Raw genomic sequence first — 14,705 nt, 5'->3', positions numbered from 1 at the left:
CTGCGGGCGATTGGTGCGATTGGTGAGATTACGCCGCGGGCTTGGCCCGTACGGCGTTCTTGGGGCGCCAGGCCTTGACCACGGCTTCGTCGGTTTCCATGTAGGGGCCGCCGATCAGGTCGATGCAATACGGCACCGCAGCAAAGATCCCTTGCACCACGGCCTTGCCATCGGCATCGCGCAGGCCTTCCAGGGTCTCGCGGATGGCGCGCGGCTGGCCGGGCAGGTTGACGATCAGCGCGGCGCGGCTGGCGGTCTCGCGGATCACCGCCACCTGGCGCGACAGGATCGCGGTCGGCACGAAATGCAGGCTGACCTGCCGCATCTGCTCGCCGAAGCCGGGCATTTCCTTGGTGCCCACGGCCAGCGTGGCCTCGGGCGTCACGTCGCGGCGCGCCGGGCCAGTGCCGCCGGTGGTCAGCACCAGGTCGCAGCCGGCCACGTCGACCAGGTCGATCAGGGTGCGCGAGATCTGCGCCTGCTCGTCCGGGATCAGCCGCTCCACCGCCTGCCAGGGCGTGGTCAGCGTGCGCCCGAACCACTCGCGCAGCGCCGGGATGCCTTCGTCCTGGTAGGTGCCGGCCGAGGCGCGGTCCGAGATCGAAACGAAGCCGACAACGAGTTCGTCGGGATGGTTGCGGACTACCGGCTGCGTGGTCTGGGTCATGCCTCGGGCTCCGGGGTAGGGGGTTGGTCCTCGGCGGCGCCGGCCTTGCCGTCCTTCACGTCCAGCGCCGTCTTGATCGCCTGGAACAGCTCGCGGAAATAGCGCGGCGGCTTGCCTTGCTCTTTCTCCTTGCGCGCGTTGCGGATGGTGTTGCGCAGCGCCTGCACGTCGATGCCGGGATGCTCGGCGAGGAAGCGCGTCAGCGCCGCGTCGTCGGCCAGCAGCAGCTCGCGCCAGCGCTCGATCAGGTGCATGCGGGCGGTTTCGGCCTTGCTGGTGCCCTTGAAGCCCTCCAGCGCTTGCCGGATCACCTCGACCTCTTCGTCCTCGAGGCCGCGCATGATCTTGCCCACGAACTGCATCTGGCGGCGCTTGCCTTCGTGGCTGTTGATGCGGCGGGCCTGGTGGATGGCGTCGGCCAGTGCTTCGGGCATGGGCACGCGCGCCAGGCGGTCCTTGGCCAGCGCTTCCAGCTCGGCGCCAAGGTCCTGCAGGGCGGTCATGTCGCGCTTGCGCTGCGACTTGCTTTTCGGTTCGTCGTCTTCCGGTTCGGGCGCAAAGCCTCCGGGAAAGCGCGAGCCATTCGGATTACGGGAATTTCGCGTCATGCCCGGCATTTTATCTTGCTATGATTGCCGCTTGGACTTTTGATGACACCCGCCCAGCATGGACCAGATCGCAGAACAGACCGCGCACTTCACCTACACCCAGGCCCAGCTCAGCGAGATGGCCGCCGATGTGCTGCGCGTTGCACGCGAACTTGGGGCGACCGACGCCGCCACCGAGATCTCCGAAGGCAGCGGCCTGTCGGTATCGGTACGCAAGGGGCAGGTGGAAACCATCGAGCAGAACCGCGACAAGGTGGTCGGGGTCACGGTCATGATCGGCAAGCGCCGCGGCAATGCCAGCACCTCGGACTTCTCGCCGGCCGCGCTGCGCGCCACCGCCGAGGCCGCCTACAACATCGCCCGCTTCACGGCCGAGGACGATTGCGCCGGCCTGGCCGAGGAAGAACTGCTGGAACGCGCGCCACAGGACCTGGAACTGTTCCACCCCTGGGCGCTGGACGCCGAGCGCGCCATCGACATCGCCACCCGGGCCGAGGCCGCCGCCTTCGCGGTGTCGCCGCGCATCCGCAACAGCGACGGCGCCAGCGTGTCGGCGCAGCATTCGCAGTTCGTGCTGGCGACCACGCGCGGCTTTTCGGGCGGCTACCCGTATTCGCGCCATTTCATCTCGTGCGCGCCGATCGCCGGCAGCGGCAGCGGCATGCAGCGCGATGACTGGTACTCGTCCAAGCGCTCGCCGCTGGCGCTGGCCGCGCCCGAGGACATCGGCCGCTACGCCGCCGAGCGCGCGCTGGCGCGGCTGCAGGCGCGCCAGCTGTCCACGCGCCGCTGCCCGGTGCTGTTCGAGGCGCCGCTGGCCGCGGGGCTGCTGGGTGCCTTCGTGCAGGCGGTGTCGGGCGGCGCGCTGTACCGCAAATCGACTTTCCTGTGCGATTCGCTGGGCCAGGCCGTGTTTGCGCCGCATATCCAGATCCATGAGCAGCCGCATACCCCCGGCGCCATGGGCAGCGCCCCGTTCGACGAAGAAGGCGTGCGCACCCGCGCCCGCGACGTGGTGCGCGACGGCGTGGTGCAGGGCTATTTCCTGTCGACCTATTCCGCGCGCAAGCTCGGCATGCAGACCACCGGCAACGCCGGCGGCTCGCACAACCTGACGCTGACCAGCTCGCTGACCAAGCCCGGTGACGACTTCCCGGCCATGCTGCGCAAGCTCGGCACCGGCCTGCTGGTGACCGAGCTGATGGGGCAGGGCGTCAACTACGTGACCGGCGACTATTCGCGCGGCGCCTCGGGCTACTGGGTCGAGAACGGCGTGATCCAGTACCCGGTGGAGGAAATCACCATCGCCGGCAATATGGCCGAGATGTTCCAGCAGATCGTCGCCATCGGCGCGGACTCGCTGGTGCGCGGCACCAAGGAAACCGGCTCGATCCTGCTTGAGCAGATGACGATTGCCGGCACCTGAGCGGCGCGCGCCGCCCAAAGAAAAAGCAGGCCGGCCGGCCTGCTTTTTTATCGCCCGCGCAATGCCTTACGACTCGTCCGACGGCGGCCGCTCATACGTGACAAAGGCATAGTCGAAGCCATTCGCTTCCGAATGATGCGTCTCGCGCGCGGTTTCAATCCATTGGGTGCGGTCGATTGCCGGGAAGAAGGCATCGCCTTCCACGTCCGCGTCGATCTCGGTCACCACCAGCCGGTCCGCGCACGGCATGGCCTCGGCGTAGAGCTGCGCGCCGCCGATCAGGAAGATCTGCTCCGCGCCCACGCACAGGCGCTGGGCGTCTTCCAGCGAGGCCGCCACCTCGGCGCCCTCGATGCGCAGGTCCGGGTTGCGGCTGACCACGATATTGCGGCGCCCCGGCAGCGGGCGGCCGATCGAGTCCCAGGTCTTGCGGCCCATGATCACGGGCGCGCCCATGGTGGTGCGCTTGAAGTGGGCCAGGTCTTCCGGCAGGCGCCAAGGCAGCGTGTTGTCGCGGCCGATGGTGTTGTTGCGGGCGCGGGCGACGACCAGGGTCAGCAGCGTCATACGGCCACCGGTGCCTTGATGGCGGCGTGCGACTGGTAGCCGGCCAGTTCAAAGTCTTCGTAGCGGTAGTCGAAGATGCTGTCGGGCTTGCGCAGGATCTTCAGCTGCGGCAGCGCCAGCGGCTCGCGCGCCAGCTGCGTCTGCACCTGCTCGAAATGGTTGTTGTACAGATGGCAGTCGCCGCCGGTCCAGACGAAGTCGCCCACTTCCAGCCCGGTCTGCTGCGCCATCATGTGGGTCAGCAGCGCATAGCTGGCGATATTGAACGGCACTCCCAGGAAGATATCGGCGCTGCGCTGATAGAGCTGGCACGACAGCCGGCCATCGGCCACGTAGAACTGGAAGAACGCGTGGCAGGGCGGCAGCTTCATGCGCGGGATGTCGGCCACGTTCCAGGCCGATACGATCAGGCGGCGCGAATCCGGGTTGGCGCGGATCTGCGCCACCAGGTCGGTGATCTGGTCGATATGGCGGCCGTCCGGCGCCGGCCACGAGCGCCACTGCGAGCCGTAGACCGGACCCAGTTCGCCGTTCTCGTCGGCCCACTCGTCCCAGATGGTGACGCCGTGCTCCTGCAGCCAGCGCACATTGGTCGAGCCCTGCAGGAACCACAGCAGCTCCAGGATGATGGACTTCAGGTGCAGCTTCTTGGTGGTCACCACCGGGAAGCCTGCGCGCAGGTCAAAGCGCATCTGGTAGCCGAACACCGAGCGCGTGCCGGTGCCGGTGCGGTCGGCCTTGTCGGTGCCATGCTCGTACACATGGCGCATGAAGTCGAGGTACTGTTTCATCGGCGCGGGGCGGGATCGGAAGTGACGCGGGCGCTGGTCCCGCAAAGCAGGCATTTTAAAGCAAAAGGGCCATCCCTCAGGATGGCCCTTCAACGGCATGGCAGGAGCGGGCGCCCCGGCCATGCCCGGCACGGCTTGTCGCCTTAGAGGCTGCTCGCCGGTTGCTGCACGCGGCGCTTCTGCACCAGGTAGCCGGCGCCCAGCACGCCGCCGACGATCAGCACATACAGGCCCCAGTTGACCACCGGGTTAGCTTCGAAGAAGGCCTTGATCATCGGCTCGTGCACGATCATCTTGACCGCCGTGAACGCCAGCACGCCCGCGCCCAGGTAGATGATGACCGGGAAGCGGCTCATCAGCTTGAGCACCAGGCTCGAGCCCCACACCACGATGGGGATGCTGATCAGCAGGCCCAGCACCACCAGCAGGAAGCTGCCGTGCGCGGCACCGGCCACGGCCAGCACGTTGTCCACGCCCATCACCGCGTCGGCGATGATGATGGTCTTCATTGCGCCCCACAGGGTCGAGGCGCCCGAACCGTGCCCCTCGCCGTCGCCTTCGTCGGACAGCAGCTTGTAGGCAATCCACACCAGCGCCAGGCCGCCAACCAGCATCAGCCCCGGAATCTTCAGCAGCCAGACCACGCCGATCGTCATGGCCGAGCGCACCACCACGGCACCGACGGTACCCCAGATGATGGCTTTCTTCTGCAGATGGGGGGGCAGGTTGCGCGCCGCCAGGGCGATCACGATGGCATTGTCGCCAGCCAGCACCAGGTCAATGACGACGATGGACAGCAGTGCTGTCAGGAACTGCATCGTGAACAGATCGGTAAACCACTCCATGAACTCTCCTCAGGGTACGAATCCGCGCGGGGCGCGTATTGGGTTCGCCTGGATTCCTGGAGCACGGGAGGGTTGGGGCCGCCTTTGCAAACCATGAAAACCAGGTTGCAAAGGTCTTGCTCGACCATGGGCGCGGTATGCGCACCGGTGGTCAGCACAACCGGGGACACGGGTCCCGGAATGACGATTGTGCTAAGGGCATGGCCCCGGAGCTACTCCCCTTTGAGGGACACGACCCGTTGGGGTCGCGTTGGGCCGCATTATAAACGAACCGCAAGGGATATGCCTCATTAGGAAAGATACTGACTCAAGGTTCTTGATGTGTTGCATACGGCGCATATGAGGATCGGGCGGTGCGCGATCCGCCGGATGGGCCTATCCTTAAAGCTCGGCTTCGCCCGACGCGTCCCGGACGGCACAGGGAGGTGTTGCGGAGACCGGCGCGCACGACATGCACAGCGCGGCCTTGGGGAATACGCAGTGAAGCAGTGACCATTCGCGACCACACAAGGAAACGACATGCCGGCTGTCCCGAATCCGCCGAATACCCCCTTCCAGAACAAAGCCCCGCAGACACCTCTCCCACCCCTGAACCACCACAACGGCCATGCGGCCGCACCGCCCGCCCTGGTCGCGCTGGCCAATGGCCGCGCGCACTGGCCGTCGCCCCAGCCGGAGTTCGTGCAGCAGTACCGCGAGGACAGCGGCGCGCTGCGCGAGCAGGTGCTGGCCGGGCTGCGCGCCGGGCAGGCCGCCATCAGCCCCAAGTTCTTCTACGACGTGCTGGGCTCGCGCCTGTTCGAGGCCATCACCGACCTGCCTGAGTACTATCCGACCCGCACCGAGGCCGCGATCTTTGCCAGCGCGGCGCCCGCCATCGCCGCGCGTGCCGGCAGCGGCTGCGTGCTGGTGGACCTGGGTGCGGGCAATTGCGAAAAGGCTGCCAGGCTCTTTGGCAGCCTGCGCCCGGCGCAGTACGTGGCGCTGGATATCTCGGTGGAGTTCCTGCGCGCGACGCTGTCGTCGCTGCAGCAGCAGCATCCCGAAATTCCGATGCTGGGCCTGGGCGCCGACTTGTGTGCGCCGTTCGATCTGCCCGCCAACGTCAGGCGCGGCAGGCGGCTGTTCTTCTATCCGGGCTCGAGCATCGGCAATTTCGCCCCGGTCGAGGCCCTGGCATTGCTGCAGCGCATGCGCGGCGCGACCGGGCGCGGGGACGGCGTGCTGATCGGGGTCGACCTGCACAAGGACGAAGCCACGCTGGTGTCGGCCTATGACGATGCGCTGGGCGTGACCGCTGCGTTCAACCGCAACGTGCTGCGCAACGTGAACCGCATCGTCGGCACGGATTTCTCGCTGGACGACTGGCGCCATGTGGCGAGCTTCGACCGCGCGGCATCGCGCATCCAGATGCACCTGCAGGCGTGCCGCGACGTGCGCGTGCAGTGGCAGGGCGGGGCGCGCGAGTTTGCCGCCGGCGAACGGATCCATACCGAGGACTCCTACAAGTACCGCCCGGAGGACTTCACGCTCTTGCTGGAAGCAGCCGGGTTTGACGACCCGGTGTACTGGACCGACCCGAGCGGCTGGTTCGCCGTGTTCCACGCGCGCGGATGATCCGCCCGCGCGGGCGCCATCCGGCAGGGATGGCAGGTAGTGTCATAATGGCCGCAGCCGGCTTGGCGTGCGAGCGCCAGGCCAGCAGTTGCCTGCTTCAGTCACTGCCTGTCCACTGTTCACTCCCTGCACGGACTTTCCCGATGAGCGGCTTTCCCATGCTTCCCGATCTCTACTTCACCGGCGGCAAGGCGACCTGGTCCGACCCGCGCCGGCTGCCGCGCGAAGGGCTGGCGCAGGCGCTGGTCGATGCCCGCAACCGCACGCTGGCGTGGCTGGCATCGTTCGGGCAGACGCGCCGCGCCTGGGACGTACCGCATCAGTACGATGCCGATCCGCCGTTGTGGACGCTTGGGCACGTGGCCTGGCATGCGGAGTGGTGGTGCCTGCGCGGCGTGCGCCAGTTGGACCGCGGCGGCGTGCCGGTGCCGGTGGCGACCGAGCCGTCGCTGCTGGACGGCGCCGACGAGTGGTTCGACCCCGACCGCATCGGCCCCGACGAGCGCTGGGAGATCGCGCTGCCAGATGTTGCGGTGGTCAAGCGCTATGCCGCCGACGTGCTCGACGGCGTGCTGCGCCGGATCGCGCTGCTGCCCGACGACAGCGACCTGACCCTGTACCCGTACCGCCGCGCGCTGCTGCATGAGGATGCGCAGGGCGAAGGCGTGGCCGCGCTGTTGCAGGCGCTGGGCATGGCGCCCACGGAGGCCATCGGCGCCGGTCCGGTGCAGCCTGCGGGGCATGGCGGCACGCTGCATTTCCCGGGCGGTCGCTTCACGCTCGGCTGGAGCGATCCCGACGGCTTTGCCTGGCCGGATGAGCTGCCGCCGCAGCCCACCTATGTCCCCGCGTTTGAAATGGACATGGCACCGGTCAGCAACGCGCAGTTCCTCGAGTTCGTCGAGGACGGCGGCTATGAGCACCCGGCGTGGTGGTCGGCAGCGGGGCGCCAGTGGCTGATGACGCAGGAACGCTCGGCACCGCGCTACTGGTCGCGCCATCCGGAATCGCGCGCCTGGATGGTGGAGCGCTTCGGCACGCTGCGCACGCTCAATCCGGACGAGGCGGTGCGCCACGTCACGCTGTACGAGGCGCAGGCGTGGTGTGTGTGGGCGGGGCGGCGCCTGCCGGCGGAATCGGAATGGGAACTCGCCGCGACGCAGAACCGCGGCCTGCAGTGGGGGGCGCTGCGCGAGTGGACTGCCACGCCCTATGAGCCGTACGCGGGATTTGCCGCCGCGACGTCCGACAGCGAGGTGGTGGGGCGCTTTGGCACGCACCAGGCGGTGCGCGGTGTGTCGTTCGCCAGCCCCGCGCGGCTGCGCCACGTGCGGGCAAGGTGGGCGCGGTTGCCGGAGGATGATCTTTCCTTTATCGGCTTTCGCACCTGCGCGCTGTAGCGGGCCGTGCGCGACAACAAAAAAGGGCACCCGAGGGTGCCCTTTCTTCTGTCTGGCAGGTGCGCCTAGCGCACCACCACATCAACGCTCGTAGCGCGAGCGGCTGTTGCGGTTGCCGTTGCCGCCGCCATTGCCGCTGAAACCGCCGCCAAAGCTGCGATTGCCGTCACGGTTGCCGTCGCGGTTGCCGTCGCGGTTGCCGAAGCTGCGGCCTTCGCCGTTGCCACCGGTGTTGCCACGATAGCCGCCGCCGGTGCGGTCGCCGAAGCCACCACGGTTGTTGTCGCCAAAGCTGCGGGGGGCAGCGCTGTCGCGGTTGCCGAAACCACCGCGGTTGTCGTCGCCGAAGCTGCGGCCGCCTTCGCGGTTGCCGAAGCCACGCGCACCGTCGTTGGCGCCGCGGTAGCCGGCGCCCTGGCCGCCCTGGCCACGGTAGCCGCCTTCACGGTTGCCGAAGCCGCCGCGGTTGTCGTCACCGAACGGGCGCGCGCCTTCCGGGCGGTTGCCGAAGCCACGGCTCTCGCCGCTGAACTTGCGCTCGCCGAAGCCGGTGCGGTTCTCGCCGCCGCCGAACTTGCGGTCGCCGAAGCTGCGTTCGCCGCCACGGTAGCCGCCGCCATTGCCGCGGAAGTCACCGCGGCCGCCACCCGGCTTGCCGCCGAAGTTGGAACGCGGCTTGGGCGAACGGCGCGGCTCCAGGCCTTCGATCACCGAAGCGTCGATGCGCTGGTTGGTGAAGCGCTCGATGCGCTTCCACTGGAACATGTCGTTGTGGTTCACCAGGTTGATGGCGGTGCCCGAGCGGCCCGCGCGGCCGGTACGGCCGATGCGGTGCACGTAGTCCTCGGCCTGCTTGGGCAGGTCGAAGTTCACCACGTGGGTGATATCGGGCACGTCGATGCCGCGCGCGGCCACGTCGGTGGCCACCAGCACGCGCAGGTTGCCGCGGCGCAGCGCGGTCAGGGTGCGGTTGCGCGCGCCCTGGGTCATGTCGCCGTGCAGCGCGCCAGCCGAGAAGCCGGTGTCGGACAGGCGCTCGGCCAGCGAATCGGCATCGCGCTTGGTCGCGGTGAAGACGATGGCTTGCTTGAGGGTCGCGTCGCGCAGCAGGTGGTCCAGCAGGCGTTCCTTGTGCGACATGTCGTCGGTGAAGTGCAGGCGCTGCTCGATATGGCTCTGGTCGGCGCGGGCCGCGGCGATCTCGATGCGCTGCGGGTCGCGCAGCTGGCGCGAGGCCAGTTGGGCAATGCGCGCATCCAGCGTGGCCGAGAACATCAGCGTCTGGCGCGAAGCCGGCGTGGCATTGACGATGGCGTCGATGTCGTCGGCAAAGCCCATGTCGAGCATGCGGTCGGCTTCGTCGAACACCAGCATCTGCAGGGCCGACAGGTCGATGCGGCCAGCGTCGATATGGTCGAGCAGGCGGCCCGGCGTGGCCACCAGGATGTCAGGCATCTTGGCCAGCGCGGCCAGCTGCTTGGGGTAGGGCATGCCGCCCAGGATGCTGGCGCAGACGATGCGGCGCAGGTTGCGGCCATACTTGGCGGCGGCTTCGGTCACCTGCAGGGCCAGTTCGCGCGTCGGGGTCAGCACCAGCAGTGCGGGCTGGGCCGGCGACGGGCGCGGGCGCTTGCCCTTCATGCGCTTGGCGGGCTCGGTCGCGCGCTGCGGCGCCGGCATTTCGCTGATGCGCTGGATCGCGGGCAGCATGAACGCGGCGGTCTTGCCCGAGCCGGTCTGGCTCGAGACCAGCAGGTCGCGGCCGGCCAGGAACGCCGGGATGGCCTGGGCCTGCACCGGCGTGGGCGTGTTGTAGTTCAGTTCGGAGAGGGCGCGCAGGATGGCCGCATCGAGGCCAAGCGTGGCGAAACCGCTTTCCACGGCCGGGGCTTCTTCAACTGCCGGGCTGGGGTTGAGCAGGGCGTCGAGCTTGTCGAGCGGGCTCTGGGCAGCGTCGGAAGTGATCGAAGCGTCGGTCGCGGAGGCAATAGCTTGCTCCGCACGAATGTCGTGCTGGGTCATGTCGGAATGGTCAAATAAATGCATGGCACCCCGGCAAAGCAAAATGGGGTGGGCGCAGTGCAAAGTCTTAAAAAGGCTTCGGCGCCAATCGGTGAGGCCGTTACGACAGACACAGCTGGCAGTACGGCGGCAGGCAGGGCGGTGGCTGGTCCCGCTAGGCGGTCCGGCCGTATCCCTGGCAGGCAAACAGCTCAGGTTTCAGGCTGTTCAACAGGATCGGAGACGAGGCGACGTCAGGTGAGCGGTGCGTTCTGCTGGGCGGCTGGGGCCATGAAGTGATGACTAGGCGTCCGGCAGCGAGGAAACAGAGCTTGGGAGGGCAGCGGATTCGCCGCGGCAGGAAGCCGGGCGTTTGGCGGATCTCACAGTTGCGAAACTCACGGCGCGGATTATAGCAGAGTACGGAATTTTTGTTGCACTGCGAAAACGTAACCGGATATGTCAGGCGCGAGTCACCTTCCCTGCAGGCCCGCGAAGCCGCGGTCGTGGGCGGGTTGCAAGGCTGAAACCCCCGCCTATACTGGAGGCGCGAGTACACAGGATGCCCGCACGGGGCGGACGAAAAACGCTCCCGCTTGACCTCCTACAGCGACATTGCGCCGCTGTTCGCGGCGAGCACTGCGGTCATTGACTCCACGCGCCAGTCTTTCTGCGACTATCCGGGTGGTCCGGATGGGCGTCCGCAACATGCTTCATGGGCGGAATCATGGGAAGCCTGCCTGGAACAGAATGACCGAACTGCTGACCGCGTGACCCAGGTGGTCCGGGCCCGTCCGCATCCAAAGCCCGCCAGCGATGGCGGGCTTTTCATTTGGGCGGTCCTGGTTGCCGCTCAGTCGCCTGCATCCTTGCCAGCGGCCTTGCGCGGCAGCCGCCCGAGCGGCTGCTCCTGCGGCATCACATAGCGGTTGCCCGGCAATCCGCCCGGGTAGTCGACGATGCGCGCGGCGCTCTGGCGCCGCAAGCCATGCCATGCCTGGCCGCCGGCGGTGCGCCCGCCGCCCAGGATGGCGGTCATGGCCTGCCGGTCGAGATCCATGCTGTCGGGCAAATCCTTGATGACGATCACTGCCATGGCTGTCTCCGGTCAAGCGGCGCCACGGCCATGCGGCCGCGGGACGCTTCAGTATAGGCGAGGCGGTCCGCGGTCTTGACTGCGGGGCCGCCGCGCGGTGCGCTCGGATGGCGGCGAAATTGCCGGCCCATCGGGACGGACTAACGCAGGGAGTGTGCCAACGCCGTTGCCGACCTCGTCCGGGCACGTGCAACTGCCTGAAAACACGGGGCATTTATTTTCGATGTCGGCTCGCGCGCACTGGCTGCGGGGCCTGCCGCCTGCCGCGGGTGACGGGCTGCGGCCAACAGGCGGCGTGCCGGTGTTGGCGTGGCCGCGACAGTGGCGAACTGCAGGCGATGCGATTGGCAGGGGGCGCGCGCGCGGGGCGATGCACGCCAGCCTCGCATGGTTTGCGCATGCCATGGGTGCGCACTAGTATCCATCTCGAAGGCAGGGCATATCCGCATCGCGGGATGCGCCGTGCCAGCAACCATGTCGGGGCATCCCGTGGCCAGTCTCAAAGAACTGATCCGCAAGTTCCAGAACGGCGGTCTCTCCGACGACGAGTTTGTTGCGTCGTTCGAAACGGCGCTGGCGCAGGACCCCACCACGCCCAGCCAGGCCGCGCGCGTGGTCATCGAGGAAAACACGCGCTTCCCGTTCCCGCCCGCGGTCTATGCCGAAGTCATGCGGCGCATCGAGCGCCGCGGCGCCACGCAGTACAACGGCGCCACCGAAGCCACGCGCCTGGCCGGAACGCAGACGGGCTCGCTGTATGCGACCTCGCCCGAGCCGGGCACGCTGCCGCAGGCGGCGCATACCAAGGGCGTGGGCGATACGCTGAACGGCCGCTTCGTGCTGGAAGAATGCCTGGGCGTGGGCGGCATGGGCACGGTCTACAAGGCGCTCGACCTGCGCAAGCTGGAAGCCTCGGACCGCAAGCCCTATATCGCCATCAAGGTGCTGAACCTGCAGTTCAGCGGGCACCCCAAGTCGCTGATGGCACTGCAGCGCGAGGCGCGCAAGGCGCAGACGCTGGCGCACCGGAACATCGTCACCGTCTATGACTTCGACCGCGACGGGCCGGTGGTCTTCCTGACCATGGAATACCTGTCCGGCTCGTCGCTCAACCATGTGCTCAAGGCCCCGGGCTTCACCGGCATGCCGATGGCGCGTGCCATGTCGATCGTCAACGGCATGGGCAATGCGCTGGCGTATGCGCACGAGCGCGGCTTCGTGCACTGCGACTTCAAGCCCGCCAACGTCTTCCTGACCGCCAACGGCGAGGTCAAGGTGATCGACTTCGGCATCGCGCGCGGCTTCCTGCCGCCGGCCGACGAGTCCGACCGGACCGTGTTCGATCCCGGCTCGCTGGGCGGCATGACGCCGGCCTACGCCAGCCCGGAGATGTTCGACCATTGCGAGCCCGACCCGCGCGACGACATCTTTGCGCTGGCCTGCGTGACCTATGAATTGCTGACCGGCAAGCATCCCTACCAGCGGCTCTCGGCCAACCAGGCGCGCGACGCCGGGCTCAAGCCGGCGCAGCCGCCGCAGTTGAGCCGCACGCAATGGAAGACCCTGCGCGAGGCGCTGTCGCTCGATCGCGAAACGCGCACGCCCACCGTCGCGCGCTTCCTGCATGGCATGAGCGCGGTGCCGGTGGTACCTTCGCGGCGCCCCTCGCCGATGATGGCTGGCGGCGTGCTGGCCGTGCTGGCGGGCGTGTCGGCGATCGGCTACTACGCGTGGTATTCGCAGCGCCAGGCCCAAGCGCCGGCTGGCGAAGCGCGCGTCGAGGCCCCGGCTACACCTGTGCCCGCTGCGCCGGTCACCCCGCCCGCACCGGCTGCCCGTCCGGCAGTGCTGTCGATGGCCGACGTCACGAAGATGCTGGCCAGCGTGCCGTGCTCGCTGCTCGCCGCCACCCAGCAGGCGCAGACCTTGCGCGTGCGCGGCTTCCTGGCCGAGAGCGTGGGCGCCGCGCGGCTGCGCGAGCAGCTCAGCGCGTTGCCGGGCGTCAAGGAGCTGAAGGGCGTGTCGATCGACACCCAGCCGCTGGCCGCCGACAAATGCGACGTGGCCACCCTGATCGCGCCGTACTGGTCGGGCCATCGCGAAGGGGGCACGGCTTCATCGCTGCGGCTGCGTGGCCAGGGCACGCAGCTGACCGAGGGGTCACCGCTGGTGCTGGATCTGCGCACGCCGGCGCGCGACTCTTATGTCTATGTCGATTACTTCGCGGCCGACGGCAAGGTGGCGCACATGGTGCCGAGCGCGCGCGTGCCCGCCCACCAGGCGCCGCCCGGCCATGCCGCCACGGTTGGCGACGGTGGCGACTGGATCATCTCCAGGCCCTTCGGCACCGAGCTGGTGGTGTTGCTGACCACGCCCGTGCCGCTGTTCGAGGGCCGGCGCGCCGAGGTCGAGTCGCACAAGGACTACCTGAAGGCACTGGAAAAGCCGCTGGCGCAGATGGCACGCACCTATGGGCGGGACCGCATCAGCGCGGACCTGGTGCAGATCTCCACGCGCGCGCGCTGATTGCCGCCGCCTGGCCGGCTTGCCGATTCCGCCAGCCGCTACTTCAGGTCGCGCGCCACGCGAAAGCCGTTCTGCGACTGCCGCACGCTGGGGCTGTACTTGAAGCGCGTGGACGACACCATGTAGCTCGCCCCTTCGCGCCAGGAGCCGCCGCGGATCACGCGTGCGCCGCAGGCGTTCTCGTTCCACACGCGCCCGTCGGCGGGCGCGCCCTTGTACGTGCTGTGCCAGCAATCGGCCACCCATTCCCACACGCTGCCGTTGACGTCGTGCAGGCCGTACGGGTTGGCCGCGAACGTCCCGACCGGGGCCGGTGCATCCTGGCTCCACGGGTCGCCGCAGTCCTTGCAGTTGGCATTGCCCTTGCGCATCTGGTCGCCCCACCAGTAGGCACTGGCGGTGCCGCCGCGCGCTGCGTATTCCCATTCCGCCTCGGTGGGCAGCCGGTAGGTCTTGCCGGTGGTCTTGCTGAGCCAGGCCACGTACTGCTGCGCGTCGTCCCAGCTGACGTCGCGCGCCGGCGCGGTCTTCGGGCTGTCGGCGATGGTGGGGACGCGCTGGCAGCCGCCGGCGTCGGCGCAGGCATTCCATTGCTCGACCGTGACCTCATAGCGGCCGATGGCGAACGGCTGCCCGATGGTGACATGATGCGGAGGCTTCTCGGCGGGATCGCTGGCACCGCTGCCCATGGTGAAGCTGCCGGCCGGCAAGGAGACCAGCACCGGGCAAGTCGGGCAATCGCGGATCTCGCCGGTGCGCAGTGTGGTGCTGACCGCGCCGCCCGCCGCCATGCCCGCGCGCGGCGATGCCGTTGCCGGTGGTGCAGCCGGTGGTGCAGCCGGTGGCGCGGCAGGCGGCGATGCCGGACGCGCTGCCGCGGCGGGTGCCGGGGCGGGCGGGGGCCGCGTGACCTGGCCCCGGCAGTGGCGCCGGAGCGGGGCGGCGGGACGGGCGCGGGCGCCTGGGCCTTGGGTGCGGAGGCGGACGCCGCCAGCCGCTCCAGGCGCGCCCTGGCCAGCACCGCGAAGCGTCCGTTGGGGTACTGCTTCAGGTAGGCCTCGTAGTCGGCGGCGTAATTGCTGTTCTTGATCGATTCCCAGAAGCTCAGCTCGTACTGCTCGTCGGTGTTCTTGGGCATGATGCCGGCGAGCAGCAGCGGTT

General features: G+C 68.4%; 12 protein-coding genes. 4 read left to right on the top strand and 8 right to left on the bottom strand.

All coding sequences use genetic code 11. The annotated features are described in order from the left end of the window. Positions 1–28: 28 nt before the first annotated feature. Both mog and yjgA read right to left on the bottom strand, forming a co-directional pair. Positions 29–667, bottom strand: a complete 639-nt coding sequence (gene mog, locus RS901_RS00550) for a molybdopterin adenylyltransferase (RefSeq protein WP_211980014.1) — start codon at positions 665–667, stop codon at positions 29–31. Beyond that, positions 664–1,275: a ribosome biogenesis factor YjgA gene (yjgA, locus tag RS901_RS00545; protein ID WP_316150873.1), complete on the bottom strand. Its 612-nt coding sequence runs from the start codon at positions 1,273–1,275 to the stop codon at positions 664–666. The genes mog and yjgA overlap by 4 nt, the downstream gene beginning before the upstream one ends. A gap of 58 nt (positions 1,276–1,333) precedes the next feature. Here yjgA and pmbA point away from each other — a divergent pair, with 58 nt between their 5' ends. Beyond that, positions 1,334–2,701: a metalloprotease PmbA gene (gene pmbA / locus RS901_RS00540; RefSeq protein ID WP_316150872.1), complete on the top strand. Its 1,368-nt coding sequence runs from the start codon at positions 1,334–1,336 to the stop codon at positions 2,699–2,701. 66 nt (positions 2,702–2,767) lie between these two features. On the opposite strand, the gene RS901_RS00535 is transcribed toward pmbA, so the two are convergent. From RS901_RS00535 to RS901_RS00525, 3 genes are all read right to left on the bottom strand, one after another. Further along, positions 2,768–3,268, bottom strand: coding sequence for a dihydrofolate reductase (locus RS901_RS00535; protein WP_035815758.1), 501 nt, complete (start codon positions 3,266–3,268; stop codon positions 2,768–2,770). Beyond that, a complete protein-coding gene (locus RS901_RS00530; protein WP_316150870.1) occupies positions 3,265–4,059 on the bottom strand; it encodes a thymidylate synthase in 795 nt (264 codons plus the stop codon). Before RS901_RS00530 ends, RS901_RS00535 begins: the two co-directional genes overlap by 4 nt. Positions 4,060–4,202: 143 nt before the next feature. After that, positions 4,203–4,904 carry a TerC family protein gene (locus RS901_RS00525; RefSeq protein ID WP_316150869.1) on the bottom strand — a complete coding sequence of 234 codons (702 nt, stop codon included), beginning with the start codon at positions 4,902–4,904 and terminating at the stop codon, positions 4,203–4,205. Between the two features lie 519 nt (positions 4,905–5,423). Between RS901_RS00525 and egtD the strand changes: the two genes are divergently transcribed. Both egtD and RS901_RS00515 read left to right on the top strand, forming a co-directional pair. After that, positions 5,424–6,521 carry an L-histidine N(alpha)-methyltransferase gene (gene egtD, locus RS901_RS00520; RefSeq protein WP_316150868.1) on the top strand — a complete coding sequence of 366 codons (1,098 nt, stop codon included), beginning with the start codon at positions 5,424–5,426 and terminating at the stop codon, positions 6,519–6,521. Positions 6,522–6,664: 143 nt separating this feature from the next. Then, positions 6,665–7,921: an SUMF1/EgtB/PvdO family nonheme iron enzyme gene (locus RS901_RS00515; RefSeq protein ID WP_316150866.1), complete on the top strand. Its 1,257-nt coding sequence runs from the start codon at positions 6,665–6,667 to the stop codon at positions 7,919–7,921. Between the two features lie 81 nt (positions 7,922–8,002). Here the strand turns inward: RS901_RS00515 and RS901_RS00510 are convergent, their stop codons facing one another. Both RS901_RS00510 and RS901_RS00505 read right to left on the bottom strand, forming a co-directional pair. Continuing rightward, positions 8,003–9,943, bottom strand: coding sequence for a DEAD/DEAH box helicase (locus RS901_RS00510; RefSeq protein WP_316150863.1), 1,941 nt, complete (start codon positions 9,941–9,943; stop codon positions 8,003–8,005). Between the two features lie 832 nt (positions 9,944–10,775). Then, positions 10,776–11,018: a hypothetical protein gene (locus RS901_RS00505; protein ID WP_316150859.1), complete on the bottom strand. Its 243-nt coding sequence runs from the start codon at positions 11,016–11,018 to the stop codon at positions 10,776–10,778. A gap of 474 nt (positions 11,019–11,492) precedes the next feature. On the opposite strand from RS901_RS00505, the gene RS901_RS00500 reads away from it, so the two are divergent. Continuing rightward, on the top strand, positions 11,493–13,544 hold the full coding sequence (locus tag RS901_RS00500; RefSeq protein ID WP_316153614.1) for a serine/threonine-protein kinase: 2,052 nt from the start codon (positions 11,493–11,495) through the stop codon (positions 13,542–13,544). A gap of 38 nt (positions 13,545–13,582) precedes the next feature. Here RS901_RS00500 and RS901_RS00495 read toward each other — a convergent pair whose 3' ends face one another. After that, complete coding sequence (locus RS901_RS00495; RefSeq protein WP_410054189.1) at positions 13,583–14,233, bottom strand: formylglycine-generating enzyme family protein; 651 nt, start codon at positions 14,231–14,233, stop codon at positions 13,583–13,585. Between the last annotated feature and the right edge of the window lie 472 nt (positions 14,234–14,705).

Source organism: Cupriavidus sp. BIC8F (assembly GCF_032465815.1).
GTDB lineage: Bacteria > Pseudomonadota > Gammaproteobacteria > Burkholderiales > Burkholderiaceae > Cupriavidus > Cupriavidus necator.
Note: the sequence above shows the minus strand (reverse complement) of the source record. Positions and strands in the feature narration are given on the sequence as shown.

Excerpts from the sequence above, each read along its gene's own strand:
- RS901_RS00505 (WP_316150859.1), bottom strand. The coding sequence starts at position 11,018 with ATGGCAGTGATCGTCATCAAGGATTTGCCCGACAGCATGGATCTCGAC.
- yjgA (WP_316150873.1), bottom strand. The coding sequence starts at position 1,275 with ATGACGCGAAATTCCCGTAATCCGAATGGCTCGCGCTTTCCCGGAGGC.
- RS901_RS00535 (WP_035815758.1), bottom strand. The coding sequence starts at position 3,268 with ATGACGCTGCTGACCCTGGTCGTCGCCCGCGCCCGCAACAACACCATC.
- RS901_RS00500 (WP_316153614.1), top strand. The coding sequence starts at position 11,493 with ATGTCGGGGCATCCCGTGGCCAGTCTCAAAGAACTGATCCGCAAGTTC.
- egtD (WP_316150868.1), top strand. The coding sequence starts at position 5,424 with ATGCCGGCTGTCCCGAATCCGCCGAATACCCCCTTCCAGAACAAAGCC.
- RS901_RS00515 (WP_316150866.1), top strand. The coding sequence starts at position 6,665 with ATGAGCGGCTTTCCCATGCTTCCCGATCTCTACTTCACCGGCGGCAAG.
- RS901_RS00495 (WP_410054189.1), bottom strand. The coding sequence starts at position 14,233 with ATGGGCAGCGGTGCCAGCGATCCCGCCGAGAAGCCTCCGCATCATGTC.
- pmbA (WP_316150872.1), top strand. The coding sequence starts at position 1,334 with ATGGACCAGATCGCAGAACAGACCGCGCACTTCACCTACACCCAGGCC.
- RS901_RS00510 (WP_316150863.1), bottom strand. The coding sequence starts at position 9,943 with ATGACCCAGCACGACATTCGTGCGGAGCAAGCTATTGCCTCCGCGACC.
- RS901_RS00530 (WP_316150870.1), bottom strand. The coding sequence starts at position 4,059 with ATGAAACAGTACCTCGACTTCATGCGCCATGTGTACGAGCATGGCACC.
- RS901_RS00525 (WP_316150869.1), bottom strand. The coding sequence starts at position 4,904 with ATGGAGTGGTTTACCGATCTGTTCACGATGCAGTTCCTGACAGCACTG.
- mog (WP_211980014.1), bottom strand. The coding sequence starts at position 667 with ATGACCCAGACCACGCAGCCGGTAGTCCGCAACCATCCCGACGAACTC.